We start from the raw sequence: 26,939 nt of genomic DNA, 5'->3' as shown, positions 1-26,939 counted from the left end.
GTCTCTGGTCATGCGCATCCGTGCACGTACAAGCGCTTCTATGCCAAGCTCACCCTGCCCTACCAGATTGCGTACGGCAGCTCTGCTTGTGGCGTCAATGCCGCTCTTCAAAAACGGCCTTTACGATATGGTTAGGTCGGTCGTGTGTGGCGTTATTGACGTTGCAACGTTTTCACCAGCCCTTCAAGATCTGCCCACAGCTGGTCAATGTTTTCCAAGCCAATGCTAATCCGCAGATAGGTTGTTGAGGCGCTTGAAGCCATAACATCGCGGTCGCTGGCGATGATCATTGGGGCCACAAGGCTGCGGGTCCCGCCCCAAGAGGCTCCTATGGCGAATGTCTGGAGACCATCTAACGCGCGATTGATACCTTCTGAAGAAACGCTGTCCACTTGGAGGCTGAAAACACCGGAACTGCCCTTGAAATCACGCTGCCAGATTTCATGATTAGGAAACCCAGGCAGGCAAGGGTGTAGCACCGGGAAGTTCCAACTTTGAGCCAATTGGAGAGCAAATTCTTCTGAAAGTTTGCCAACGTGTCGCAATCGGAGGCTCATTGTCTGCATGCCGCGCAGGGCAAGAGAACATTCGTCGGGCGACACGCCGATACCAAGTGACCCCAATGTGAGTCGTGCACGCTGGTAGAGGTCCATATTACAGAAAATAATCACGCCCAACAGAATATCGGAATGCCCACCAACATATTTCGTGAGTGCTTCCGCAACTATATCAACGCCCAGGTCCAAAGGTTTGCACAATAGTCCCGTTGCCCAGGTGTTGTCACATCCAAGGAGCGCGCCGTTTTCCTTGCTCAAGCGAGCAATAGCGGGAATGTCGCAGATCTCCATGGTGGTCGATCCGGGGACTCGATCCACACGAGCCGCGTGCGTCGGGAGCGAAGCCGCGCCTCGAGTTCTGTGAGCCGAGTAGGATCGAAGAACTCTGTCTCTATACCTAGATCGCCAAGTATCTTGCGCGTGAATTGCTTTACAGGCGGATAAACGTTATCCGTTACGAGCAGAAGATCGCCGTTTTTGACCACGCTTAATATGGCGGCTGAAATCGCAGCTTGACCAGACGGCACAATGATTGCCCGCTCCGCATTGTGCATGGCGGACAGCTGCCGCTCCAAAGTCCGTGTGGTCGGCGTCCCCGACAGTCCATAGGTGTAACCATCTGGTGCACGAGTAGCCCGGCCGCGATAAGAGGCTGCGTCCGGAAATACAATTGTCGATCCCCGATAGACGGGAATGGCAAGACTCGCGAAGCCTTCAAGCGGTGTTTCAGGCGGAATAACGCAAAGCGTCTCATCTAAACGGGTGTTCTTGCGCATCTTGCCGTCTCATAGATCTTTCGTGAGGAATTCCCGTGTCCCGCTCGTGGGGAGCTCCAGAGATTCGCGGGAAAACTCACCATGATAACGGCCACCCGCGGCAGTCTCCAAAACTCTTTTCTTTAGTGGCGATCACTCATCACGCCATCCCGTGCGAACTTACGAATAAACATCGAGAACTTCTCACACCATTGTCGGATCAAGAGCGCTGCAGTGGGCTCGCCTAGCAACATAGGTCCTCGCTTCCTGGCAGCCGTGCACAATCGCCCTCCTGCTTCTGGCCATCTGGCAGCGTGCCGGGACATTCTGTCAACGCGATCAGTCAAGCTCCAGAGAAGCCATGACGCTTCGATGCATTTCAGCCTTTGTTTGCTATCCCGTTTGATGCAGATCGGGGCAAGTGAGATATTGCCCAGCACGGATTGGTAAGCTTGCCAGCCAAGGGGGTGTAGCGTTCCACATGGAGGAGGCAAGGGCTTGTGTCCAACGCTCAACGATCACCTTCATGAGTTCGCATAGATCCAGTCAGTGCTGATCAAGGCCGCGCAGTCGCGCGGTCTGAGTAAAACATTTCGAACTTTTGACTCTTTCGCAGACCCGATACGCTGCGATGGCGACACGTCTTTTCTTGCACTCAAGAGAGTTATGCTAATTAGTAGAAGGATTCAGAATTCTTGGCCATATTTTCCAAGAGCTGCGGCGGTGTAAACCGATCACCGTACGTAGCTTCGAGCTTGCGGCAGCGCTCAACAAACCTGTCCGCGCCTACGAGGTCGATATATGATAGTACGCCACCGGTAAACGGTGGATAGCCGAAGCCTAAAATTGAGCCGACATCGGCGTCGCGCGGATCGGTTATGATGCATTCGTCGATCGCGCGCGCAGCTTCCACCGATTGCACAATCAAGAACCGCTGGCTCAACTCCCCTGTATCAACCCTGTCGGAATCAATATGCCTTGGTTGCAGATTGGCAAGACCCTGCCAAAGATGCTTTTTTCCGTTGCCTTTCTCAGGATAATCGTAAAAGCCACGGCCGTTTTTTCGTCCAAATCGACCCTGGTTCTCGACTAGCTCTACCATCAGTTTCTTTTGGCCTGGGTCGATCGCGTTTGGGCCCAAATCGGCTTCTGTCGCTTTCATAATCTGCAAGCGAAGGTCGAGAGCAACTTCATCAGCTAACGAGAGCGGTCCTATCGGCATGCCTGCCATCTTGGCGCAGTTCTCGATCGCAGCCGGAGGCACCCCCTCCAGAAACATCTCTATTCCTTCAGAGACATAGCGCCGCACGCAGCGATTAGCGAAAAACCCGCGGGAATCTTTTACGAGTATCGGGGTCTTCCCGATCTGGGCAACGTAGTCTAGGGCGGTGGCAAGCGCGAGCTTGCCTGTGTTTTTGCCTAGAATAACCTCGACCAGCCTCATCTTTTCAGCGGGCGAGAAGAAATGAAGGCCAACGAATATGCCCTGATTCCCGAAGGTTTCGGCCAGAGAACTGATCGGCAGCGACGAAGTGTTCGAGGCGAAAATAGCACCGTCCTTCAGAAGAGGCTGTGCCTTGGCATACACGTCGGCCTTGGACTTCCGGTCCTCAAATACCGACTCGATGACCAGATCGCATTGCGGAAGCGCCGCATAATCAGTGGTTGCCGTGATGCGCGAGAGCGCTTCGTCGCGCTCATTTTCGTTGGCACGCCCCTTCCGAATTAGATCGTCGAACGCAGATTTTGCGTACGCTTTGGCTTTAATCGCGCTCTGTTGGTGCCGGGTAATTAGAACCACTTCGATTCCGGCGCGCGCCGAAACGTAACCGATGCTTGCACCCATGAAACCAGCGCCAATGACAGCCAGCTTCCTGACCTTGCTGGGCGGCACGTCCTGCGGACGGCAACGCCCTTGCTCCAGTTCGCGCATCGAGATTTGACTGCGAATCATAGCCCGAGCTTCCTTGGACCGTAGGACGCTCGTAAAATATCGCGACTCCACGCGCAGCGCCGCGTCGATTGGTAACTGTAAGCCTTCATAGACACAGCTCATTACTGCGCGGGAGGCAGGATAATTGTCGTAAGTGTCGCGCCGATAGAGCGCATTGGCAGCCCGAAACGCCGATTTGCCTGCCGGCGAATATATCGGCCCAGCGGGGAACCTAAATCCCTGCTTATCCCAAGGTGAAACCGCGTCGCCGCTCCCTTTTATCCAGTCTTTCGCCCTCTTGATCAGATCGGCCGCCGGCACCACCGCATCGATCAGCTTCAGTGCTTTGGCGCGCGGCAGGTTCACGGGCTGGCCTTTTAGCAAGATCTGAATCGCGTCTTCCAAAGCTACGATGCGAGGCACACGCTGGGTCCCACCAGCGCCTTGGAGCAGACCAATCTTTATCTCGGGAAAACCAACCTGCGTTACCGGGTTATCGGCCGCAACGCGATAATGGCAGCATAGCGTCAGCTCAAATCCGCAGCCTAGCGCGGTCCCATTGATGGCAGCCACCCAGGGCTTGCCCGACGTCTCGATCGACCGAAAGGCGAGCGACAATCGGCGGCTTCGATTAAACAGCATCTGGGTCGCGGCAAGCTCCCCCTCTTCCTCCATCGCCTTGATGTATTCCCTATTCGTGCTTTCGAGCAACGGGAGATCGCCTCCCGCGCAGAAGTTCTCCTTGCCCGAGGTGATAACAACGCCCTTCACCGAGTTGTCCGCTATGATCTCCTTAACAATCTGCTCGAGTTCGCTAGTCGAAGTCTCGTCCAGCACGTTGGCCGAACGACCGAGATTGCTCCAAGTCACGAGAGCTACGCCATCCGAGGCGACTTCAACTTGAAAGTTCTGAAAAATCATATGCTGCTCCTGCCGCCTTGCCTTCACACCCGTTCGATGATTGTGGCAGTCCCCATGCCGCCGCCAACACATAGGGTCACTAGGGCGGTTTCTTTATTGCTGCGTTCGAGCTCGTCGAGCACGGTGCCTAAGATCATCGCGCCGGTGGCGCCTAGTGGATGGCCAAGCGCAATCGCGCCACCATTGACATTGATCTTGTCGTGATCGATCTCGAACGCTTGGATATAGCGCAAGACGACTGAAGCGAACGCCTCATTGACCTCAAAGAGATCAATGTCCGACTTATTCATGCCGGCGCGTGCGAACAACTTATTTGTGACATCGAGGGGACCCGTTAACATGATGGCGGGCTCTGAACCGATATTAGCGAACGCTCTTATTCGTGCGCGTGCGTTGAGCCCGTGTTTCACACCGAAATTCTTGCTGCCGAGTAACACTGCTGCAGCGCCATCGACGATTCCCGACGAGTTGCCGGCGTGGTGCACATGGTTGATGCCTTCAAGTTCAGGGTGTGACTGAATGGCGACAGCGTCGAAGCTGCCCGTTTGCCCGCCCTCCTCAAATGCTGGTTTGAGCTGTGCCAACGACTTCAGAGTCGTGTTTGGGCGAATGTACTCGTCCCTGTCCAAGAGAGAAAGCCCGTTGATATCTTGTACGGGCACGACCGATTTGTTGAAGCGACCCAGCTCCCATGCTTTTGCCGCCCGCTGCTGGCTCTGCACGGCATAGCTATCAACCTGGTTGCGTGAGAAGCCATACTTGGTTGCGATCAGATCTGCCGACAGGCCCTGTGGCATGAAATAGGTGGGTATCGCCACTGTGGGATCCATCGACGAGGCGCCGCCGGATGAGCCCATGCCCACCCGGCTCATAGATTCAGCGCCGCCGCCAATGACGAGTTCGTGCTGACCGCTGATTATTTGGGCGGCTGCAAAATTCACGGCATCAAGGCCTGAAGCGCAGAACCGATTAATCTGTACGCCGGCTACGGCATCACCGAGCCCCGCCTTGAGGGCTGCAAACCGAGCGATGTCGCCACCGGCTTCGCCGATGGGATCGACGATGCCGAGGATAACGTCGTCGATCATATCGCGAGGAATGTTGTTCCGCCGCCTGAGTGCGTTGAGTGGCACGGAGGCTAGCTGAAGTGCGGTTACCTCATGTAGCGCGCCGTCCGGCTTGCCGCGACCTCGTGGAGTACGAACGTGATCATAGATGAATGCCTCAGGCATGCTACCTCACCTAAATGAGACCAATACCGAACAGCGGATTTCAAAAGTGGCTTGATTGGCCCGGCGAAAACAGGCACCGGGTATCCACGAAACAGCGGCCAGCCTGCGGCCGCGACGCAGGAATACACTCCGGGTGATATAACCCCTCCGGATTTTTTTATGCGGAAGCCTGCGGACTTGAGAGACCGAGGGTACTTCGCTCTAACATAAGGACGAACCTGACCACTGATTCTCTGCATGGCTTCTATCTCGTCGTTTTGTATCAAGGGCCAGCTCAAAGAACAAAGAGCATCGCGCTTTGCGCTACTTGGATCCAGTAGGGCTGTTACCAGCGTTGTTGCTCCTCAATTTCCTGGTGCAGCAATAGTCATGCCAGGACTTATTTAACGTGTTGCCCGGGTCACCCTTGCAACATTTGGGCATCGCGAACCGCGGATTAACACTTACCGACGCACCAGACCTTGTCGAATACCGAACAACGATTGGCTGGATGAAATACGAAATCTTCCCTTTTTTGTGCGCAACCGTGCACGGACCGTAGGGTGGCTGGATCATTCCCGCTGCCAGCGCGTGAGCAGCTTGGGGTTTTCTTCGTAGAACCTGACGAGCTCGATCAGGTTTTCGATGACAAAGTCGGTGAACGCCTGAACATCATTTTCGCCGACGCAGCGACACAAATGAGGCCGCCCTCGATCTCCATAGTGATCAGCAAATGTTCCTTGTCCCCTAAGCTCTGCCAACGGAGTGAGCCCGTCAGGCTAGAGCACCAAATTCTTCAGAACTGTGGCTTGGAAGTTCTCCTCAGTGACAACATCGATCTCGCGTGCCGACTTCCACATGGTTAGTCTGGCGAGGCGCACGTAATCAAAGCTCCTAGAGGCGCTCGCGCGTCGTCTCACCCCTGCTGGCAGCCTCCAGCATGTTCAAGAGACATGTGCACCGACGCCGGTCCGGCCATTGCCCAACGCGTGACTGGTTGGGGCCGATCCGCTGACGAACTGTAAAGAACAACTGATAGTTCCTAGTGAGGACGGATCTTCCACAATCGTTGTAGCAGGTTTTGAAGAACTCAGCCGCGGTTTCAAGCAAGCTTGAAAGCCGGCATCGGGTAACTAAGGCGCAAACTACAAGGTCGCCAGCAGTGCCGATCACAATCCATGGACAAACGCTCATCTAGCCTTCCCAAACGACGCTTTGACGAGCGCCGGATAACGTAACGCTCCCAAGCCGCTACGTGCGGCATAGAACACCAGCAGCGCACCCCAGAGGCCCGCGTTGCCAAATGAGCGCAACTCAACCCAGGCAAGCAGAAAAATAGCGAGAGAGGCCAGCATTGAGTTACGCACCTCTCGCGTCCAAGTCGCGCCGATATAGACACCGTCAAAAGCGGATGCGAATACTCCAACTAGCGGTAAGACAATGACGAAGGCTAGATACTCGCGCGCTAAGCGGCATACGTCCTGGCTCGAGCTAATGGCAGCGATCAGCGCTGGCCCAAATAGTGCAAACATCGCCGTCATCACTACTGCCAAGAGAGCGCCCCAAGATACCACCAGCCGCGTCGCCGTGGAAAAGCCTGTTCTGTCTCGAGCGCCAAAGGCGTGGCCACAGAGCTGTTGGGCCGCACTGGTGAGCCCGTCGAGTAAAAAGCCACTCACCCACAGAAATGTACTCAGCACACTGTTTGCGGCTAAGGCTACATCGCCAAAATGTGTGCCTCGCGAGGTAAAGAAGAGAAGCGCCGTGATCATGGCCGCGGCACGAATCATGATGTCGCGATTGACAGTCAGCATTCGCATAAGTTTTGAACCGTCCAGAAGTGCTTTTGCCGGCACAGCCAGCCGTCCGCGCATCATCCGCTGGGTCATCAATATGCCGAGCAAAAGGCCAATGGCCTCGGCGATCACCGTAGCAATAGCGGCGCCGGCAGCGCCAAAATCGAGGCCGAGAACCAACAAGACTGTAGCCGACGCGTTGGTGAAGTTGATGACGAGTTGTAGGAGAACCGCAGGCTTCGAACGCGCTTGACCAATTAGCCAGCCCAGCACGACATAGTTGCCAAGTGCGAGAGGCGACGACCAAATGCGGATGACCAAGTACACGCTTGCGGCAGCTGTCACATTGCTGGTGCCGCCTATTACCCCGAGCAAAAGAGCCGCGATCGGCGCCTGCAATAGAATGAGTGCTGCTCCGACTACAGCGGCCACGATGAGACCGCGCGCCAAGTGAGCCGGTAATTCTTCAATGTCGCCGGCCCCCAGCGACTGCGCCGTGAAAGCGACAACGGAAGATCGCAGGAAGCTGAACAACCACAAAAGGCAGTCCAAGATAACTGAAGCTAGCGCCACGCCTCCGAGCAAGGCGGGATCTCCGAGCTGGCCGATCGCTGCGGCTGAGACGATTCCAATCAATGGAGTGGTTATATTGACGAGCATCGCCGGAAGTGCGATAGCGAAAAACTTGGCCGTTGTTATCTTGCTGGACAGATGCACCGCGCGCGATCCAACGCTCGCACCGCCTATGAGTTTCGATCGTGATTTGGTCATGGGCAGCGCCGCTGGCAAACGTGTCGCACGCGTCCGAACGTGTCGTCTCTCAGATGCCGACGGATCAATCTTTGTGAATGATCTCGTCGTAGTGCCTGTTGAGACGCATCAGGTTAGGATGACTCTCCAGCGCCATCCGCATCAGTATTGCTCCTTCGCTTCGAGCGAGCAGCTCGCAGAGCGCGTCATGGCCGTGCCAGCGAACGAATATGAAGTGGACGCTCATTTATGTTGGCCTCCTAGAGGAATATTGATCGTCAGCGCCACGTGAGTGATCTCAATCTCTGTGCTCGGCGGTTTTGATTTATCCATGGCACTCGACCTTTCGATATATCTGCGCTGTCACTCTCCCTGAACAGTTTCTGGGGCGGATCCAGATGCCAATGAGCAATTTCCGTTCCGCTTATGAAAATAGGCGGGGCATTCGAAAGCAGGCGTTTGTTTTGAGCGAGGCTGGTAGTTGTGTCGGATCTCCGACAGCGGCACACGAAAGGTCGCCTTCCAAACAAGTAGCCCGAGCCTCGTCGCATCGCTGATCAAGCGCAGCCACGTCTGCTTTTGGCTTGCCTCGCAAACCTTGATCCAGCTAGAGAATTCACTCTGCACGCCCTCGCTACGGGTATCGCCGTGTCCACGTTCTGGCAGAACCAGACGCAGCGTAGCAGCAAAATGCCGAAGCATCGTGTGAAGAGGCCAAGCTACGCGGGGATAGGGCGGAAGGTCAGACCAATGAAACCTGGGCGATGGACTTCGTCCATGACCATTTGGCGAGCGGACACAGGCTTCGCGTGCTTACGATCGTCGATATCTGCTCGCGCTTCTCGCCGGCGCACCTTCCGCGGCACCGCCGTCGTGGAGGTACTGGGAAGTGGCCTGCAAAAAAGCGGGATTCCCGGCAACGATCCGCCTCGATCAAGGCAGCGAGTTCGTGTCGCGTGATCTTGACCTGTGGGCCTACGAGCGCTGCGTCAGACTGAACTTCTCGCGGCCCGGCAACCGACCGAAAATGCCTTCATCGGTGCTGACCTGCCACTGAGTTTTCATCCAGCGGCCGTTAGAGTCTCGGAGTTTTTTGCACGGCACCGTTGCTGATGCCCAGGGTGCGCGCGATGGCTCGCTCCGGCAAGCCTTGAACATGTTTTAAGCGGAGAACCTCTTTGATCCGGCGCATCAACAATCTCTGGTTGGGCATCGGCCTTCCTCGTTCACTGACGAGGCAGTTCCTAAGCCGGTTGAGTTGTCGGCCGAAGCGGGCTGAGCCACTGAAAAGCTGCTCACGATCCCGCGAAATCCGTGCTCACGATCGTCTGAAATCTCTGCTCACGATCCTCTGAAATCCGTGCTCAGGATCCCGCGAAACATGCAGCTTAGCCAGCGCTCAACGGCCGCCAGCTTAATTGGGGATCCCTCCAATCGATGCCGTCGAGCATATAAGCCATCTGCGCCGCCGAGATCGATACCGCCTTCCCGACGTCGAAGGCCAGATAAACTTGCCGCGATCCAAGCGTTTGGCATAGAGCGACATGCCTAACCCGTCATGCCAAAGAATCTGGACCAGATCACCGCGGCGGCCGCGAAACATGTAGAGATCACCCGCATTGGGGGCGCGCTCCAAACTCTCCTGGACCGCGAGCGCCAGGCTTTGCATGCCGCGGCGCATGTCTGCGGGACCGCTGGATCCTGACCCTGACTTTGCTTGGGATCGGAATCATCACCGTCTCAGAAGCTCGAGGACCGCTACAGCGCTTCAGTGTCCACGTCACGGTCAAGGCGGACCCGGCAGCCGCCAAGCTCGATCGCGATTATGCTGCCCCTCGCGCGCTCTCTAGCCGGCGATGGCCGCGGCTGCCCGACGGCCTCAGATGCGAACATAGGTGTGAAGGAACTCGCGCGTGAGACTAAATAACTTGGCTACTGGTCGAGCGCCAACGTGCTAGCCGGCGGATCGGTCTTTAGATCACGGTGGTAACGCCATTGCCCTTCCATCCTGACCGCTGACTAACCTGATTAAGTCCTCACGAGTCGTCCAGAAAAGCCAATCATCGTCCACGACGTTCTCTGCCACGAGTCTTAAAATTGCACCATCAGGTTCACAGTGCGATATATCGTATACACGCTTGTCGACGGACCACCGCCCTGCAAGACCGCATGTAAAATCAGGAGCCCACATGGCAAGAGACACACCGCGCACTATCCCTGCCATGATCTTGGGCATACCCCGTCGCCTAAAGTCACTGCGCACCCAAATGTCTCCGTGGAAGACCACCTTTCCACTGATCTGCCGCGCATGTGGTGCTCTGCAGATACAACTATCATCAGGATGGGCATGCTTGCTCGGATCAGCGTAGAAGAACTTTAGAGATTCTAGATGTTCCGCAAGAGTGGTGTTCGAAAGATCATACAGCCGAGCAGCCTCTACAAGAACGATATCGTTATTCTTGTCAGCGCCGACAACCCAATATCCCTCGCCGGATTTAATGGGAGAGCGATCAGGCCGAAAAATTGGATACGTCCGCCCTTTTGTCGGAAGATTCTTCGTGATCGAGACGTACTCACAAAAATCGAATCCTATCGAGAGCTTGACGCCTTTCTGAATGGCGGCTTGGTCATACACTTGAAGGAAGCGGGAGACTTGTAACGGATCGACTAGGTGTTTCATTGCTGTGTGCCCTGTCTCGATCGCGAGAAGCCGCGTCGCGGCCTTGGCGCGATCGTAGTTCTGTTAGATCGTTAAACAGTCTGGCGCTACTACCGGGTTAAGTGGGAACGAGGTATCGTGAGGAGCTGATCATCCGGACGAGATAGCAACGGTGACTTTGCCCAACGTCAGGTCCTCAATCCGCTCTAGCTGTTGGATTTGTGTTGGCAGTAGTCTAAGGAAAGCCGACGCCGAGCCCTTGACATCGCACAACAGCGGCTGACCTGGGCGCGGATTCCAGAAGGCCAATTCGGTGGGCGCCTTCCTCTCGAGCTGAACTTTTTAATCGCTCTTCATTGCAGTCGATCGCCACTATATCGGGGCAGGGCTCGGCCAGAGAAGTGAACAGCTGATTCCGCTCGACATCAACACCGTTCCTAGATGGAATCGCCCCCATTCCGGGATGAAATCGCCAGTGAAGCGGCCTGTTTTAGCTCTGACAGGGTCCCTCTTCCGGCATTGAGACGAGTGGATTGTAAGCCGAGAGGCTTGTGACGCGCCATGTGGCAGGTGCCGGGGCTTGCGATCCGAGAATCAGGCGGTGAATTGGGACCATACCCTCAACTGTGGGGCTCACGATCTATAGGTTCGAAGCCACAGGGCTGAGCTGGCCGGTTGAGGAGGAGGCGACTCCAACTCAGCAGCTCGCCAACTACCTTGAGACAACACGACGCGCCCTGCCGAACGAGTCTCTATTCGACCAGATGAACGTCTAGCACTCGACGAGCTGTCCGTGCCACCCGCTTCTGACACGCTATTACAGCTGACTTCTGCAGAAGTATTCTGCATCTCGCATCTTCCGGTCCTCCGCTGCGCGGTGAGCAAGAAATCTCGGGAAAACGACGAACTGACGGCGATCATCGAGCGGCGCAGTCGAACGAGATCTGGGCGATGGACTTTGTCCACGATCAGTTGGCGACGGGGCATAAACTGCGCGTGCTCACGATCGTCGATATCTCCTCCCGCTTCTCGCCAGCGCTGCAGCCCCGGTTCACCTTCCGCGGCAGCGACGTCGTGACGATCCGGGAAAGGGCCTGCAAGGAAGTGGGATACCCGGCGACGATCCGCGTCGATCAGGGCAGCGAGTTCGTGTCGCGCGATCTTGACCTATGGGCCTATCACCGCGGCGTCACGCTGGATTTCCCGCGGCCTGGCAAGCCGACCGACAACGGTTTCCTCGAAGCCTTCAACGGGCGCTTCCGGGCCGAATGCCTCAACGCTCATTGGTTCCTCAGCCTTGCGGACGCCCAGAAAAGGCTGGAGCGTCCCCATGGGGCGATCGGCAATCGACCGCCGATTGCGCTGCATAACCGCGATGGCGTCACCAGCCCGCCATTGTGAAAGAAGCGCAAAACTCGAGTTCTGGGTGGTCCAAAGTTCGGTCTCGCTGCACAAAACTCCGAGAGTCCAACCGCCGCTGGATGAAAACTCAGTGGCAGGGCAGTGCCGAGTCGTTTCAGTCGTTCGTCCTTCCTCGCAGAACCAGCGTCTCCGGCGGGATCGTCGGCTGCCCAATCAGCGAAAGTCGCAGCAAACTTGCGCTCAAGCCCCGACGGGGTCTCGATCACAATCTCTGGATCAATCATCGGGATGATCGCGCCACAGCCGCGCCTCAAGTCACGCTCGATGCCCGCGCGATTCTCAAAGGCTTGCTAATGGACATCAAGTAGTGACCACCACCGTGTCTCGAGCCATAACTGGGAATCTGCTTCGCAGTCACTGGATATCAATGCGGCTTCCCGCCAGACAACGTCCAGGTCGATTGATCAAGACGTCGTTGATTCAGGTCGGTCGGCAATCTGGTGATAAGGTTGCCGAGACAATATCGTGCAAATTAAATATCTGGAACCGACAGCTCAAGGCGCGAGGACCGGGGGCACGTTCTTAGCCAACGTTCTCCCCCGCCACCACGCGGCGTAGAGGACAATCAGCCAGAGCACCGGCAGAAGCGTTAGCAGCGATGCTATTGCGGCGATCGTCGGGTCGATATCGTTGCGCATGTTCTCCCACATCTTCAGTGGTAAGGTACGAATCGAGAGTCCGCTGACTAGCGACGTTTCGACAACTTCATCGAAGGAGTGCAGAAATGCAAACATAGCTCCGCCGATGATGCCTGGCCGGATTAGCGGCAGTGTCACTTTCGAGAAGGTCTGCAGCGGTCCGGCCCGCATGCTCTTCGCCGCTCGCTCCAGTCGCAGATCAAAATTCGCCAGAGTCGCCGAAACAATCACGACGACATAGCTGATGGATCCGATGCTGTGCGTCAAGACGACACCGGTAATCGTGCCGATCATTCCGAGGTTGAGCAGCCCGAGATAGGCCGCGATGCCGACAACAATACTCGGAAAGGTGATTGGTGTTAGGAGAATCATGGTTAGGACGGCGCGTAACTGCGGACGGGTACGGCTGAGGCCGTAGGCCGCGAGGGTACCGGCGATAGTCGAAAGGATGACGACCGCAATGCCGATCTGAATGCTGGTCAAGGTGGCGTCTGTCCAGGACGGATCACAGAAGAAGGAGCGGTACCACTGCATTGAAAGGCCTTTCGGGGGGAACTGCAGAAACGTTCCGGCGCTGAAAGACATGATGATGACGATGAGACCCGGAAACAGCAGATAGAACATGGTCAGCACAACGAACACAGCGCCAATGATCTTCCAACAGGGGCTCTCAGCACCGACCTGGAAGAGCTTGGCCGCCCAACGCTTAGCCCGATACCGCGTCGCGAACTCTTGTGTTAAGGAGCCAAATGATGGCAGCCATCTCCGCGAAGACTCGCGCGCGGATTGCGCCGCACGACCTTGCGGACCAGAAAGATCGAGCCCGAGCACGAAGAGCATGATTGCGGCGATACCGAGGAGAATGAACGCCGAGGCGGCGGTGCGAGCCAGGTTGAATGAGGACGAGACCTGCGCCGCGATGAAGGTCGAGAGCATAGCGTCTCGTAGCCCGCCGAGCGCGGCTGGCGTGATGTAGAAGCCAAGACAGAGTACGAACACTAGAAGAGAGCCGCTGCGAACGCCGGGCAGACTGAGCGGAAAGAACACGCGCCAAAAGGCGGCAAAGGGGCGCGCGCCCATGCTGCGGGCCGCAGCCACAAGGGATTTGTCGACGCCCAGCATGACGGTGATCAACGGCAGGATCATCAGCGGCAGCATGATATGCACTATACCAATGTACACCGCCGTGCGATTGTAAATGAGAGCCAGAGGGCTCGAGATCAGCCCGAGTTCGAACAGCACATTGTTAATCAAGCCTCGGTCGCCAAGGATCGCGACCCAAGCGTAGGTGCGCGCCAGACCGCTAGTCAGATAAGGGATGACGATGAGCACGATGAGTGCCGCGCGTAGTCCCTTCGAGGCTGCTGTGATCAGATAAGCCATGGGGTAGCCGATGATCACGCAGATGGTCGTGGACACCAGGCTGACTTCGACGGTCTGCAAAAGCACGCGTATGTTCGCCGGCTGAACGATGAACGCGTGATAATTAATTAAGGAAAAGGCTGGCGCGTTGAAGCTAGTCAGAAAGAGCAGAACGGTCGGTATGCCAAACACGGCGAGCAGGAGAGCGAAAGCCGGTATCGTGAGCCCGATTGGCATGCGCCAGAGCTTCTGAATTGTTTTCATGCCACTGCCTCACACCTCGACAAAGCGGATGTCGGATCGCAGCCACTCAAGCCGCACCTCAGCGCCCGGTCGGAAGACCTGTTGTCCCGAGGCGACATGCTCACGCACGATTAGCACGCTGCTTCCGACGCGCACACGGTATTTGCGCAATGGACCAGCGTAGATCATATCGTCCACGGTGCCGGTGACAAACTGGCGCCGGTCCGCATCATTTCTTTGCGACGCTGTGGGAGCGGCAATGCAGACACGTTCCGGCCGAAGCATCGCTACAGTGCCAGGCGGCTGCGGGACAACGGCTTCGACTTCGAAACTGGGACAATCCAAGATGTTGGCCTCGCCCAGAAAATTCGCCACGAACCGTGTCGCTGGCCTGTCGTAGAGTGCCTCCGGCGTGTCGGTCTGCTCGATCCGGCCGGCGCGCATGACCACGATGCGATCGGACAACGTGAGCGCTTCCTCTTGGTCGTGTGTGACGCAGACAGTTGTGATGCCGAACTCCTTGTGCAGGCTTTTGATTTCACCCTGCATCTGCTCGCGCAGGTTGCGGTCGAGCGCACTCAGCGGCTCGTCAAGCAGAAGAATCGGGGGATCCGCTATCAATGCGCGGGCAAGCGCCACGCGCTGCTGCTGACCGCCACTTAGTTGTGACGGCATGCGATTCCCCAAGTCATTGAGGTGTACGCGCTCCAGAATTCGGTCGGCCCGACTTGCCCTCTCGATGGCGTTCATGCCGCGCATTTCGAGCGGAAACTCGAGATTCCGGCGCACCGAAAGGTGCGGAAACAGCGCATAACTCTGGAAAACAACGCCTTGGTCCCGCTGATACGACGGCACACGCGCAACGGACTTTCCCGCGATAAGAATGTCGCCTTGCGTGGGAGCTTCGAAGCCCGCGAGCAGCATGAGGGTTGTAGTTTTACCCGAACCGCTCGGACCGAGGATTGTAAGAAACTCGCCTTGCTGAACGATCAGCGAGAAGTCTTCAACCGCGGTAATCGGCCCGTATTGCTTAATGACGTTACGAAACTCGATTTGCGGAGCAGCTGGCTCTGTTTTCAATGCTCGACCCTCGGCATCGACTGAATGTCTGACATACATGTTCACTTTGATGCTCCAGAACGTCTGAGTCTCGCACCCGAATAGCAAGGTGCACCGTCTATCCGCACTTGCGCATACACCGGATTTTGCCCGCGACTTCTTCGATTTGAAGTCGCGGTATGTGTCGGAAGATGTTTGAGCTAACGAAGAATCCAATCGTTCCAGCGCTCTCGAAGCCGCTCTTGGTTCGGCCGCCCGTCCGCCCCAATCTCACTATACCACCCTGCATTGACGAGAACTCCGCTCTTCAAATGGTGAGGATGACTCGGAAGCCGGCGCCCCCTCTCCTCCGAAAGCAGCTTGTAGGCATTGAGGTTGCTAGGACCGTACGGCATGAGCTGAGCGAAGGCCGCCTGGCGGTCGGCACGGGTGGCGAATTCGATAAACTTTTGCGCGTTCTGAGCGTTCGGGCTGCCCCTCGGGATCGCCCAGTAATCACTGTAGAGCTTGGCCTGATTCCGACTAATCTCAATCGGCGCGCCCTGATCGATCAACACGCCCGCCCGCCCGTCATAGCAACTCCCGAAGTCCGCGGCCCCACTGCGCATGATTTGCTGGATCTCTGACCCAGATACCCACCACTTCCGGATATGCGACTTGATTTTGTCTAAGCTGGCAAAAGCACGATCAATATCAATCGGGTAAAGCGCATCTGCATGCACGCCGTCCGCGAGCAGTGCCTCCTCCCAAGGACCTTCAGCCCCGCCTTGGCCGTTCATGAGGGTACGAACGCCAGGAAACTTCTTGACATCCCAAAACTCGGCCCACGAGGTCGGACGCTGTCTGACGCCGGAAATTCTCTCCGTATTATAGAACATAACCGCGGAATAAATAATCCCGGAAACGCCGAAAGGCTTTTTGGCGAAATCTAAGATGCCCTCCAGTTCCTCCTTCCTATAAATCGAGTAGTCGATCTGATCGAGATGTCCTCTCTTAGCTGCGATAAAGTTCTGGGCTGGGCTCAGAGCTACCACATCGGCCGTAACGTTATTGTTCGTGACCATCAGCTCAAGTTGAGCCAAGGTGATATCATCAGTAATCGGAGTCACCTTGATCCCGGTCTCGGTTTGAAACGGCTTCACGTAAGCTTCAATGTTTGCTCTTCCCGCGTCGCCGCCGTAGAGCTGAACTCGCAGCTCGCTCTTCGGCTGCGCCGAAGCCCGGCCAGCGACAATATCCAGCGCCGTCACAGCAACAGCGGCTGAGCTCGCCTGCATGAGACGTCTGCGGTTTACCAAGTGGGTCATGTTCCTCTACCTATTATTTTACTATGTCGACAAAGGAGGTATCGCTCACGCAAATATTACCGGGCTGCTGAATCTGAATTTGATCAATATGGAGGCGCCTGGAGCCGAAATTCTGCAAGGGAAGGTTCCGCTGAGCCGCATTCAGCCCGTTGTGAGCACGCGAGGTACCCGGCGGCATCGTGGCGACGGAACAGGCCGTTGGCCGAGACAACGGGTATGCGGAGATTTACCCGCGAGCGCGCCAAGCCAAACTTCCGGAAGATGTCGCCCGCCGGTCTATGCCGAACGGGTCCGGCTTGGCGCGTCGCTATCACGTCGATCGCGTGCACGGTTTCCCACTTCATTCGGCATAGTTGAGGCGCTCAGAGTGCCTCTACCTAGGAAGGCGAGCAGGCGGGTTGAGCTGCTGCCGGTTTGATGGAAACCGAGATTAGGTATTTCATGAAGCCGGAGGAGGGCGATGAAGGGACGGAAGTTCAGTCGCGAGTTCAAGATCGAGGCGATCAAGCTGGTCAGGGAGCGTGAGGTGTCGGTGGCGCAGGCCGGGCGACCTGGATGTTCATGAGAACGTTCTGCGCAAATGGGTGAAGGAGTTCGGCTCCGATCCGGTGCAGGCCTTTCCCGGCCACGGCAAATGAAGCCGGAGCAGCAGGAGATCGAGCGGTTGCGCCGTGAGGTCGCCAAGTTGAAGGCCGAGCGGGATATCCTAAAAAACTGTCCAGCGTTGTGGCGCGCCTGCGCGGGGTAGATGCTATCTTCTTGGCTAGGAGGGTAGCGGCCGTCAGCTTATTGGAGGCAGAATCCCCGTTAGAAAACGTGGTCCATGGGCGCATGCGGACTTGGGTGCGTGTTTCGGCAATTTCCGGACACCGATTTCGGTAATTCGCGGACAGCGATTTCAGTAATTCCGGGACAGGGATTCCGCTAAATCGCGGACAGTTGCGGGAGGTTGGTTTTCGGGAGCGCCGTTCAGGCAATGTTCTCTCTCAAGCTGAGTTTGAGAGGGGCAATGCCGAGACGGAAGCAAGCGAAACGAACCACTGTGAAGGACCTACGATCGATCCTGAGGCTGACGTACGAGCAGGACCTGTCGGTTCGGGAGATCTCGGAACGGCTGCAGATCAGCAAGAGCTCGGTTGCCACCTACCTGCTGCGGGCACGCGAGGCGGGCTTAAGCTGGCCGTTACCGCCGATTTACGCGAGCGAGGCGGCGTTGCAGCGGGCTCTGTTCCGGCGGGTCGGGCGGCCTCCGCAGGACTTGAGTGAGCCTGAGTGGCTGCGGGTCGCGCAGGAGCTCAAGCGCAAGGGCGTGGCACTGACGCTGCTGTGGCAGGAATACCGGACGGCGCATCCCGAGGGCTATGGTTACACGTGGTTCTGCGAGAAGTTTGACGTCTATCGGCGCCGGGCGAACCCGACCTTCCGTCATCGCCACGCGGCGGGTGCAGTTATGCAGACCGACTATGCCGGTCCGACGGTGGAGGTGATCGATCCGCAAACCGGCGAGATCCGTCAGGCGCAGATATTTGTCGCGGTGCTCGGGGCCTCGTCGCTGACCTTCGCTATGGGAAGCTTCGGTCAGCGACTACCAGATTGGATCGAAGGCCAGACCCGAGCCTTGTCGTACTTCGGCGGAGTTCCCAAGGCGATCGTCTGCGACAATCTGAAGGCCGGGGTCGTCAAGGCGTTGTGGTTCGAGCCGACGCTCAACCAAACCTTTGGCGCCATGGCCGAGCACTACGACACGACGATTTTGCCGACCCGCAGCCGCAAGCCCCGCGACAAGGGCAAGGTTGAAGGCGCGGTGCTGATTGTTGAGCGCTGGATTCTGGCACGGCTGCGCCATCGGCGGTTCTTCAACCTGACCGATCTCAATACTGCGATCGGCGGTTTGCTGGAGGAGCTGAACCATCGGCCGATGCGCCATATCGGCAAATCCCGCCGGCAGCTGTTCGAGGAGATCGAGCGCGCTGCGTTGACCCCGCTGCCGAGCGAACCGTTCGAATACGCCGAATGGAAAACGGCGAAGGTCCATCCCGATTATCACGTCGAAGTCGACAAGACCTTTTACTCAGTGCCGCACCGGCTGATCGGCCGTCGGGTGGACATCCGGCTCACCTATCGAGCCGTCGAGATCTTCCAGGATCACACGCGTGTCGCCAGCCATGTGCGCCGCTCTCAGCGCGGCGGCCATGTCACCGTGAACGAGCACATGCCCAAGGCCCATCAGCGTTATGCCAATATGACGCCGGCGAGCTTGATCAAGATGGCGGCGCGGATCGGCGTCAACACCGCCACTCTGGTCGAGCGGATGATGCGTGAGCGCCCGCATCCCGAGCAGGGTTATCGCTCCGCCATGGGGATCATCGCCCTGGCACGGCGCTACGAGCGCGATCGGCTCGAAGCGGCCTGCGAGCGGGCACTCGTCATCAACGCGATCAGCTACTCCTCGGTGAGGGCGATCCTCAAATCCGGGCTCGACCGCGCGAGCCCTGCTGCCGCACCCGTCAAAGCCACCCCCTCGCACACCAACATCCGTGGTGGGGGCTATTATCAATGAAGGAAAGGAACATCGCGATGCTGACCCACCCGACCCTCGAGCAGATGCAGGCGCTCGGCCTTGCCGGAATGGCGGCCGCTTACAGGCAACTAGCCGAACAGGACAATGCCGCCGATCTCAGCCGGGATGAGTGGCTCGGCCTGATGCTCGATCGTGAAGCCGCCATGCGTGCCGACCGGCGCCTGACCAATCGCCTCGCCGCAGCCAAGCTGCGCTTCGTCGACGCCTGTATCGAAGACGTCGACTTCGCGTCCCGCCGCGGCCTTGACCGGCGCAACACTCTCCAACTGGCGCAAGGCGCTTGGCTGAAAGCCCATGAGAACTTCATCATCACCGGCCTGACCGGGACTGGTAAAACCTGACTGGCGTGCGCCTTCGGACGCCAGGCGGCCAGGCTCGATCATTCCGTCCTTTATTTGCGTATGCCGCGCCTGTTCGAAGACCTCGCCATGGCCCGTCTCGATGGTCGCTTCCCGCGCCTCATCGACAAGCTCGCACGGGTCCAGTTGCTCATCCTCGACGACTGGGGCACCCACACCCTCAATGATCAGCAGCGCCTTGATCTCCTTGAAATCTTCGAAGAGCGCTATAGGCGCAAATCGACCTTGATTACCGCCCAGCTGCCCGTTGCGCAATGGCACGACATGATCGGCGAGCCGACCATCGCAGACGCTATCCTCGACCGGATCATCCACAACTCCCACCGCATCGCTCTCGAAGGCGACAGCATGCGAAGGAAAAAAGCCGCGCGCCCCTTGACCGACGTCGAAAACAGCGAAACGAATACCAACTGACTTCAACAACCAGGCAACCAAAAGCCAGCGCCGCCACGCTGTCCGCGATTTAGCGAAACTGCTGTCCGTCAGTTAGCGAAACCACTGTCCCGTTTTTGCGAAATACGCACTTGGGAGTGGTGACGCTGCTCCGGCGGCGATCCCGATTAGGAAGATGACGATTGGCATAACCCAGACCCTCCTGCCCATCATTAAATGTAGGACACGCTTATGCTCAAGAGGACGACTGGTGACCGCCCGGAGCTGAAGCCGGTCAATGTCGGCGCGGCCGCCATCGACATCGGATCAAAGATGCACATGGCTGCGGTGAACCCAGCCTGCGCTGATATGCCAGTGCGCACGTTCGGCACATTCACAGAAGACCTGCATCATCTGGCAGACTGGTTTAAGGCCTGCGGCGTGACGAGTGTCGCGATGGAATCCACCGGGGTCTATTGGATCCCGGTTCACGAGATCCTGGAGCAGCGCGGGTTTGAGGTCATTCTGGTCAATGCTCGCTACGCAAAGAACGTGCCCGGGCGCAAAAGTGATGTCAGCGATGCCGCATGGTTGCGCCAGCTTCATTCCTATGGCCTGTTACGCGGCAGCTTCCGACCTGATGCCGAGATTGCAACCCTGCGCGCCTATTTGCGCCAGCGGGAGCGGTTGGTGGAATATGCCGCTGCCCATATCCAGCATATGCAGAAGGCCTGATGGAGATGAACCTGCAGCTCCATCACGTGGTCTCGGATATCAGGGGCGCGACTGGCATGCGGATCATTCGAGCTATTGTTGCGGGCGAACGCAATCCCCGTGTTGGCGACCTACCGGGATGCACGTTGCCATTCTTCCATGGAGACGATCCGCGCCGCACTGGTGGGGCAACAACCGACATGAACATGTCTTCGCCCTGACCCAATCGCTGGAACTCTACGACGTCTACCAGGCGAAGATGCTGGACTGCGATCGCAAGCTCGAAGTCTTGATCGCTGCGTTAAGCAACAGAGGGACAAAACCGGCAGAAAGTTACCCAGACCACGCGTAAAGACCAAGCAGGTCAACACACCCAGGTTCGAGGTCAGGACCGCGCTGTATGGTGTGCTCGGCGTCGATCTGACCGAGATCCATGGGTTGGGTCCGTCGCTCGCCTTGAAGCTCATCGGCGAGTGCGGCACAGATCTGAGGGCATGGCCGAGCGCCAAGCACTTCACCTCCTGGCTCTGCCTCGCACCGGACAACAAGATTTCCGGCGGCAAGGTGCTGTCTTCGCGTACGCGACGATCCTCCAGTCGGGCAGCCGCACTGTTGCGGTTGGCGGCCACAACGGTCGGTCGAAGTGATACAGCGCTGGGAGTGCATTCTATCGTCGGCTGTCCTCACGGGCGGGTAAGTCGAAGGCCGTAACGGCGACCGCCCGCAAGATTGCGGTTTTATTCTACAACACGCTCCGGCACGGCATGAGCTACAGCGATCCGGGTGCCAACCAATATGAGCAACAATATCGCAGCCGCGTCGTCGCCAACCTTCAGCGGACGGCCAAATCGCTAGGCCTCCTATTGCAGGCCATTCCGGGGACGCCAATCCGGCTGTTTCTTAGGAAGGCCGCAGCCTTCTTCGCGAAGGAAGCGATATGAAGTTCGTCTTCATCGCGAAGCACCGGACGATCTGGCCGGTGGCATGGCAATGCGATGCGCTGGGGGTGTCGCGGTCGGGCTTCCATGCCTGGCTGAATCGCTCGCCCAGCGCCAGGTCCCGCAGCGACGGAAGAGCTCGGCGGCAAGGTGACGGCCAGCTTCATGGCGAGCGACCGCACCTATGGTGCGCGCCGGGTGTGGCGTGATCTGCTCGCCGATGGGGCGGGCTGTGGCCTGCACCAAATCGAACGGCTGATGCGCCTGCAAGGCTTGCGGGCGCGGCCGCGACGCCGGCGCTTGCCGAAGGACAGCGGCGATCGACAGCTCGAGACCGTGCCGGCGAACCTCCTTGACCGGCAGTTCGCCGCCGAGCGGCCGAACCAGAAGTGGATCGCCGACTTTACTTATCTCTCGACAGCGAGGGCTGGCTCTACGTCGCAGCGGTGATCGACCTGTTCTCGCGCCGGGTGGTGGGTTGGTCGATGAGCGCCGACATGACAGCTCAGTTGGTAACCGATGCCCTGCTGATGGCCGTCTGGCGACGCGGCAAGCCGGACGCCCTGTTGCACCACTCCGACCAGGTCAGTCAGTACACCAGCGAGCAGTTCCAGCGCTTGATGGTAACCGGTATGAGCTCCCACGTCCGCGCTGATCAGCGAGCGCGGGCGTAGCGGATCGGCATCCAGTATTGCCGCAAGGCCTCGACCGCCGCCGGAATATCGGCGTGGGCGTTACGCAGAAAGTTCTTGGTCTCGCGGCCGCTTCGTGGTGGTCCAAGCAGCGGACGGCCCTGATCGTCGCGACAGTGCAGCAGGATGGGCAGAAGTAGGCCGTGATTGACGTTGCTGGCGTCCAGCAACGGCGCCCACGCCGATAGCTTGAGCCGCATCGCGGCATAGAAGCCTTGGCACCATGGTCGCGGATCGACGTCTCCACTGGGTTTGCGCCGGTGCATCGGCGCGAACCTGTCGGGTGCGGTCGAGAGGGTGTTGCTGATGTCGTTGTGGCGCAGCGCGACGGCCGATATGGCTGCAAACGCCGGGGTGCCGCCGTGGTTGAAGGCATCGGCATCGATGGCGAGCAGCGGGCAGATCCAGTCGAGTGGGCTCATCGACACCGGTCCGGCCACGATTGCGGCGACGTAGCCGTCGAGCATAGGGAGATTGGTGGCGGCAGGATGCTGATCGACGCGAGCCTGCAGCCATCGCTCGAGTTCCGCAAGTGGCATCGCGGCGGCGGCCATCGATGACGATGCTTTATGGCGACGTGGGCTCACGCAGCGGCCTGTGCGGTGCGCTGGCGCGCCGCCTTCCAGTGCCAGGCGAGCAGCTCGTGCAGTTGATGGCTCTCGGTTCGCCCGGAGACGATGCGCTCCAGCACGTCGGTCAGATAGGCCTGCGGATCGAGCTCATGGAGTTTTGCGGTGTTCACGATCGACGCCAGGATGGCCCAGCTCTCGGCGCCGCCTTCGCTGCCGCTGAACAAGGAGTTGCGTCTTCCCATGGCAATCGGGCGCATGGAACGCTCGACCGTGTTGGAGTCGACCTCGACGCGGCCGTCGCGGAGAAACAGCGTCAGTCCGTCCCAGTGATTGAGCGCATAGTTGATCGCCTCTGTCAGCTTCGACTGGGAGAACAGCTGGCCGACTATCTCGGTCAGTCGCGCCTTGAGCGCCGCCATCAACGGTGCGCTCCTGATGCGGCGGACGGCGAGCCGCTGCTCCGCACTATTGCCGCGGATCTCTGCCTCGATCGCATAGACCGCCTGCAGCCGTTCGATCACCTCGCGCGCGAACGGCGACTGGGTCGTTTTGAAGACCTCGACGAATTTGCGGCGGGCATGGGCGAGACAAAAGGCGAGCTGGATCGCGCCGCCATGACCGCGGGCCAGCGCCTTGTAGGCGGCATACCCATCCACCTGCAGAATGCCGGAAAAGCCCGTCAATTGTCGGGCGATCTCCTCGGTGCCACGGCCGCCGGCGAACACGTAGGCCACCGCCGGCGGCGAAGGGCCGCCCCACGGCCGATCATCCATGGCATGCGCCCAGAACTGGCACATACGGGGGCGATGTCGTCCGGGATCGAGCACCGGCATCGGCGTCTCGTCGCAGAACACGCGCGGTGCGGCCTGGATCACCCGCAGCTGGAGCTCATACAGGCTCTGGAGCCACCAGGCGGCACGCTTCACCCAGCCGGCGAGTGTCGCGCGGTCAAGATGGATGCCCTGGCCGACCAGGATCTGCACCTGCCGGTACAGCGGCAGATACCAGGCGAACTTCGAGACCACCACGTGGGTCACGAGGGCTGTCGACGCCATGCCACTCTCAATCAGACGCGGCAGCACCTTCGCCTGGACCACGCCATCGGTGCAGCTGCGGCAGCCGTATTTGGGACGGATCGTGCGCAGCACCCGCAGGATCGCCGGAATCACGTCCAGCACCTCGCTGACGTCCTCGCCGATCTTGTGAAGCTGACTCGGGCAGCACGGGCACGCGGTCGCCTCCGGCTCCAGCACCTGCTCACAGCGCGGCAGGTGCTTGGGCAGCGCGCCGATGTTGCGGCGCGCCTTCTTGCGCGGCTTGTCGGCCGGCTTTGCCGCAGGAGCATCGTCGTTGGCAGCTGCAGGCGGCGTGACACTGGTCTCGAGATCGCCAAGCTCAAGCGCGAGCTGCTCGGCCACGAGCGCCGCAAGCCGCTCCGAGCGCTTCCCGAAGATCATCTCCTTGAGCGTCTGCATCGCCACGCGCAGCTTCTCGTTCTCGGCGTCAAGCGCGAGCACCATCTCGGTCAGCGCCGCTGGATCGGTCGGGAGAGCGTCAGGGCGAATCGCCATGACCAGACGATACATGCGCGCGCCAGAGGCTCCAGCGAAATCCTCTCCTCTCAGCCGACAACGGCCGGCTGCTTCACAGGCTTGGGTGAGACGCGCGTCCACTCGAGTCCGTCGAGCAGCATCGCGAGCTGCGTCGCACTGAGATGCACCACGCCGTCGCGGATCGGCGGCCAGGTGAAGTGCCCTTGGTGCAACCACTTCGTCACCAGCACCATGCCGCTGCCGTCCCACGCCAGAAGCTTCACTCTGTCCATGCGTTTGCTGCGGAACACGAAGACGTCGCCACAATAAGGGTTCGCACGCAGCGCTTCGCTCACCAGTGCCGACAGCGTATGCACCGACTTGCGGAAATCGACCGGCTGTGTCGCCAGCACCACCTTGAGGTCAGAGCGTAGCGCAATCACCGGACGCCCCGAAGCGCCGCCAGCACGGTCGACAGCGTCGCCAGCTCCACGCCCGGCTCGACCCGGATGCGCGCCCCGTTCACCTCGATCTCGACAACCCCGCAAACCTTGGCCGGCGGCGCGGCGATCTCCAAAAGCTTCGTCTGTAGCCGCGAAATACGCTCGGGCGGCCGGCTGTCCCGCTACCGCTCTCGGCATCAATTTGGATTGGCACGAAGTTCGGCGCCTTGCCCACCACCGCCGCCGCAACTTGGCGTCGCCACACCGTAAGCAGCCCGCGCGAAACGCCATTGCGCCGCGCAACCTCGGAGATGTTCGCACCCTCCCCAAAGCTCTCCGCCACGATCCGGGCCTTCTCCTCGCCCGTCCACCGACGCCGTCGGCGCTCCCCAGTGATCACCTCGACGCGACGCTAGGAGTCATCTTCCTGCCTGGCATCAAGCATGGCATTTGCCATCGTTCCACCTCCACCGATCAGCTCATGCCAGGCTGTATCGCGCGCAAGCCGAGGGGTGGCTAGGTGGGGGCCTCATGCCGGTTACGCTTGATGGCCGACCACGGCATTCTCTGCAGCATGAGCCGTTCCGGCAACGTCTGGGACAACGCAGTGATGGAGAGCTTCTTCTCGTCGCTCAAGACCGAACGGGCCGCCAACAAGATCTACCGAACCAGAGACGATGCACGAGCCGATGTGTTCGATTTATCGAAGGATTTTACAACACGATTCGTAGGCACTCGACCATCGGCTATCTCAGCCCGATTGAGTTCGAGCGCAAGGTGGGATTAGCTTAACCTGGTGTCCATCAAACCGGTAGCAGCTCAATGTTTGCGAGAACACGTTGCCCGCAGCGACAGCTCTCATAGCTTTCGGCGAGTGGAATTCAGAAAGCAGCTTCGTGCCATGGCTCGCCGACGAGGTGGTCAAGAATCTGAGGCAAGCGGTCGAGCGCGACCATCAGCACACCGGCGCTCTGTTCAGCGGAAGTGCGACCGCCATTAGCTCAGCGAGTTGCCCTGCAATGTCGAGGCGCGAAGCCACTCAGAACCTCACTTGACAAGGCTTGCGGCGCAGCCACTGCGATCTTGATGGCTCAGATTATTGGGTTGTCAAATAGCCAGTCCATGTCAGCCATTCGGGCCCTGCGCTCATGATCACTTTTGATGTTGTTACGGCACAGTAACTAGCCGAAACGATCATATCGCTCCCGCCCGCCGTTCGAACGAACCCATCGCTCATGCGATTTTCTGCACCGTCAGAAAGTCTTTCAAGAAACCGATGCCAAGGTCAGCCGACAGAGAGTCGTGATGTCGTAGACCGGCAGCCCCGAGACGCGACGGATTGCCGGCGCTACAGATGGAAACCCCGTACATTCGAACACGAGCGCTGCGATTTCCGGATTCGCACGGCGCAATCGCGCAATGCAGGCTGAAACATCTGTCTCAAGATGGGCCTGGTAATTCGGTGCCGCTGGACGCTCCGACTCGTCTTCTGACCAATCCTTCATCAGATTAATAAACCACTCACCTTCTTCGACGCCGCCAATTATCACTCTTGACCGCTCAACCGGATCATCAACCCCGAGCAGGTCCTCGCTGCAATGCCTCGAGTCGGCAGTCACCACAGCCAGCTTAAGGTGCGGCGGAAGCTGGCGGAGCAACATCGGCACTAGGAGCAGACTCGACACTGCTACTGGGACACTCACCGAAGCGGCTACCGCCGCTTGATGACGGATGAAAAAGCCACAGTTCGACGTTATTGCGATGGCACCACGCTCTAACAGACGGCGAGCGGCACGAATGCAGGCCGACTCAAGCGTTGGATCACCTCGGATGACACGGTCCGACCACGCACCTTCGACGGTTTCTGTAATAACTGGGAAGCCGTAGGTGTCCGGATTTAGGAGCACGTTTGGCGTTGGCTTGGGAGATTGGACGTCAAACGGCAATTTCCGTTCAAGGTTCAGGAATCCGAGAGCGCGAGAGGTTTGAGACGGCATTAAACAACTCCAATAAATATCGCGACTACAAACGAAGAAAAACTTCTAGCAAGGGATTCGAGCTCGAATTCTCTTGCTTTGAGACGCATATCAAAGAAATTCCGCTTGTGGCCGCAGAAATCGACG

General features: G+C 58.5%; 17 protein-coding genes and 8 pseudogenes. 9 read left to right on the top strand and 16 right to left on the bottom strand.

Annotated features, from left to right (window positions below):
• Positions 1-152: 152 nt before the first annotated feature.
• From AC5V87_RS08225 to AC5V87_RS08205, 5 genes and pseudogenes are all read right to left on the bottom strand, one after another.
• Positions 153-1,333 (bottom strand): annotated as a pseudogene (locus tag AC5V87_RS08225) (trans-sulfuration enzyme family protein).
• Positions 1,334-1,985: 652 nt separating this feature from the next.
• A complete protein-coding gene (locus tag AC5V87_RS08220) occupies positions 1,986-4,166 on the bottom strand; it encodes a 3-hydroxyacyl-CoA dehydrogenase NAD-binding domain-containing protein (RefSeq protein WP_495370583.1) in 2,181 nt (726 codons plus the stop codon).
• A 23-nt stretch (positions 4,167-4,189) separates the two neighbouring features.
• On the bottom strand, positions 4,190-5,398 hold the full coding sequence (locus AC5V87_RS08215) for an acetyl-CoA C-acetyltransferase (RefSeq protein ID WP_495370582.1): 1,209 nt from the start codon (positions 5,396-5,398) through the stop codon (positions 4,190-4,192).
• A gap of 1,169 nt (positions 5,399-6,567) precedes the next feature.
• On the bottom strand, positions 6,568-7,833 hold the full coding sequence (locus AC5V87_RS08210) for an MATE family efflux transporter (protein WP_495371855.1): 1,266 nt from the start codon (positions 7,831-7,833) through the stop codon (positions 6,568-6,570).
• Between the two features lie 175 nt (positions 7,834-8,008).
• Positions 8,009-8,170 (bottom strand): hypothetical protein, encoded by a 162-nt coding sequence (locus AC5V87_RS08205; RefSeq protein WP_495370581.1) that lies wholly within the window; start codon positions 8,168-8,170, stop codon positions 8,009-8,011.
• Positions 8,171-8,537: 367 nt separating this feature from the next.
• On the opposite strand from AC5V87_RS08205, the pseudogene AC5V87_RS08200 reads away from it, so the two are divergent.
• Positions 8,538-8,967 (top strand): annotated as a pseudogene (locus tag AC5V87_RS08200) (DDE-type integrase/transposase/recombinase); the annotation flags it as partial.
• A gap of 370 nt (positions 8,968-9,337) precedes the next feature.
• On the opposite strand, the gene tnpB (AC5V87_RS08195) reads toward AC5V87_RS08200, so the two are convergent.
• Complete coding sequence (gene tnpB, locus AC5V87_RS08195; RefSeq protein ID WP_495371854.1) at positions 9,338-9,592, bottom strand: IS66 family insertion sequence element accessory protein TnpB; 255 nt, start codon at positions 9,590-9,592, stop codon at positions 9,338-9,340.
• 309 nt (positions 9,593-9,901) lie between these two features.
• Entirely contained in the window at positions 9,902-10,603 is a 702-nt protein-coding gene (locus tag AC5V87_RS08190) for a hypothetical protein (RefSeq protein WP_495370580.1), read from the bottom strand.
• An 822-nt stretch (positions 10,604-11,425) separates the two neighbouring features.
• On the opposite strand from AC5V87_RS08190, the pseudogene AC5V87_RS08185 reads away from it, so the two are divergent.
• Positions 11,426-11,983 (top strand): annotated as a pseudogene (locus AC5V87_RS08185) (DDE-type integrase/transposase/recombinase); the annotation flags it as partial.
• Positions 11,984-12,063: 80 nt separating this feature from the next.
• On the top strand, positions 12,064-12,312 hold the full coding sequence (locus tag AC5V87_RS08180) for a hypothetical protein (protein ID WP_495370579.1): 249 nt from the start codon (positions 12,064-12,066) through the stop codon (positions 12,310-12,312).
• A 186-nt stretch (positions 12,313-12,498) separates the two neighbouring features.
• Here the strand turns inward: AC5V87_RS08180 and AC5V87_RS08175 are convergent, their stop codons facing one another.
• The 3 genes from AC5V87_RS08175 to AC5V87_RS08165 all read right to left on the bottom strand — a co-directional run bounded on the left by AC5V87_RS08175 (position 12,499) and on the right by AC5V87_RS08165 (position 16,613).
• The gene (locus tag AC5V87_RS08175) at positions 12,499-14,268 is read right to left on the bottom strand and encodes an ABC transporter permease subunit (protein WP_495370578.1); all 1,770 of its coding nucleotides are present in this window, start codon (positions 14,266-14,268) and stop codon (positions 12,499-12,501) included.
• A gap of 9 nt (positions 14,269-14,277) precedes the next feature.
• The gene (locus AC5V87_RS08170; protein WP_495371853.1) at positions 14,278-15,366 is read right to left on the bottom strand and encodes an ABC transporter ATP-binding protein; all 1,089 of its coding nucleotides are present in this window, start codon (positions 15,364-15,366) and stop codon (positions 14,278-14,280) included.
• Positions 15,367-15,506: 140 nt separating this feature from the next.
• Positions 15,507-16,613 carry an ABC transporter substrate-binding protein gene (locus tag AC5V87_RS08165; RefSeq protein ID WP_495370577.1) on the bottom strand — a complete coding sequence of 369 codons (1,107 nt, stop codon included), beginning with the start codon at positions 16,611-16,613 and terminating at the stop codon, positions 15,507-15,509.
• A 460-nt stretch (positions 16,614-17,073) separates the two neighbouring features.
• Here AC5V87_RS08165 and AC5V87_RS08160 point away from each other — a divergent pair.
• From AC5V87_RS08160 to AC5V87_RS08140, 5 genes and pseudogenes are all read left to right on the top strand, one after another.
• A pseudogene (locus AC5V87_RS08160) lies at positions 17,074-17,346 on the top strand (transposase); the annotation flags it as partial.
• Between the two features lie 276 nt (positions 17,347-17,622).
• Positions 17,623-19,173 carry an IS21 family transposase gene (gene istA / locus AC5V87_RS08155; protein ID WP_495370576.1) on the top strand — a complete coding sequence of 517 codons (1,551 nt, stop codon included), beginning with the start codon at positions 17,623-17,625 and terminating at the stop codon, positions 19,171-19,173.
• A gap of 17 nt (positions 19,174-19,190) precedes the next feature.
• A pseudogene (istB, locus tag AC5V87_RS08150) lies at positions 19,191-19,967 on the top strand (IS21-like element helper ATPase IstB).
• 210 nt (positions 19,968-20,177) lie between these two features.
• Positions 20,178-21,580, top strand: a pseudogene (locus AC5V87_RS08145) (IS110 family RNA-guided transposase).
• Positions 21,544-22,200, top strand: a pseudogene (locus AC5V87_RS08140) (IS3 family transposase); the annotation flags it as partial. The pseudogenes AC5V87_RS08145 and AC5V87_RS08140, both read left to right, overlap by 37 nt.
• A gap of 32 nt (positions 22,201-22,232) precedes the next feature.
• Here the strand turns inward: AC5V87_RS08140 and AC5V87_RS08135 are convergent.
• From AC5V87_RS08135 to AC5V87_RS08115, 5 genes are read right to left on the bottom strand one after another with little or no spacing between them, the layout of a single operon-like run.
• Positions 22,233-22,823: a UPF0149 family protein gene (locus AC5V87_RS08135; RefSeq protein ID WP_495370575.1), complete on the bottom strand. Its 591-nt coding sequence runs from the start codon at positions 22,821-22,823 to the stop codon at positions 22,233-22,235.
• Positions 22,824-22,852: 29 nt separating this feature from the next.
• Complete coding sequence (tnpC, locus tag AC5V87_RS08130) at positions 22,853-24,412, bottom strand: IS66 family transposase (protein ID WP_495371852.1); 1,560 nt, start codon at positions 24,410-24,412, stop codon at positions 22,853-22,855.
• Positions 24,413-24,462: 50 nt separating this feature from the next.
• The gene (gene tnpB / locus AC5V87_RS08125; protein WP_208089702.1) at positions 24,463-24,816 is read right to left on the bottom strand and encodes an IS66 family insertion sequence element accessory protein TnpB; all 354 of its coding nucleotides are present in this window, start codon (positions 24,814-24,816) and stop codon (positions 24,463-24,465) included.
• Positions 24,813-24,950 (bottom strand): hypothetical protein, encoded by a 138-nt coding sequence (locus AC5V87_RS08120; RefSeq protein WP_495372048.1) that lies wholly within the window; start codon positions 24,948-24,950, stop codon positions 24,813-24,815. The genes tnpB (AC5V87_RS08125) and AC5V87_RS08120 overlap by 4 nt, the downstream gene beginning before the upstream one ends.
• Complete coding sequence (locus AC5V87_RS08115) at positions 24,896-25,159, bottom strand: transposase (protein ID WP_495370574.1); 264 nt, start codon at positions 25,157-25,159, stop codon at positions 24,896-24,898. The genes AC5V87_RS08120 and AC5V87_RS08115 overlap by 55 nt, the downstream gene beginning before the upstream one ends.
• A gap of 198 nt (positions 25,160-25,357) precedes the next feature.
• On the opposite strand from AC5V87_RS08115, the pseudogene AC5V87_RS08110 reads away from it, so the two are divergent.
• Positions 25,358-25,608: pseudogene (locus AC5V87_RS08110) on the top strand (integrase core domain-containing protein); the annotation flags it as partial.
• A 473-nt stretch (positions 25,609-26,081) separates the two neighbouring features.
• On the opposite strand, the gene AC5V87_RS08105 reads toward AC5V87_RS08110, so the two are convergent.
• Complete coding sequence (locus tag AC5V87_RS08105; RefSeq protein ID WP_495370573.1) at positions 26,082-26,813, bottom strand: aspartate/glutamate racemase family protein; 732 nt, start codon at positions 26,811-26,813, stop codon at positions 26,082-26,084.
• Between the last annotated feature and the right edge of the window lie 126 nt (positions 26,814-26,939).

Source organism: Bradyrhizobium sp. SOJA106 (assembly GCF_059448745.1).
The sequence above is the reverse complement of the archived record's forward strand: the minus strand, read 5'-3'. Positions and strand labels throughout refer to the sequence as shown.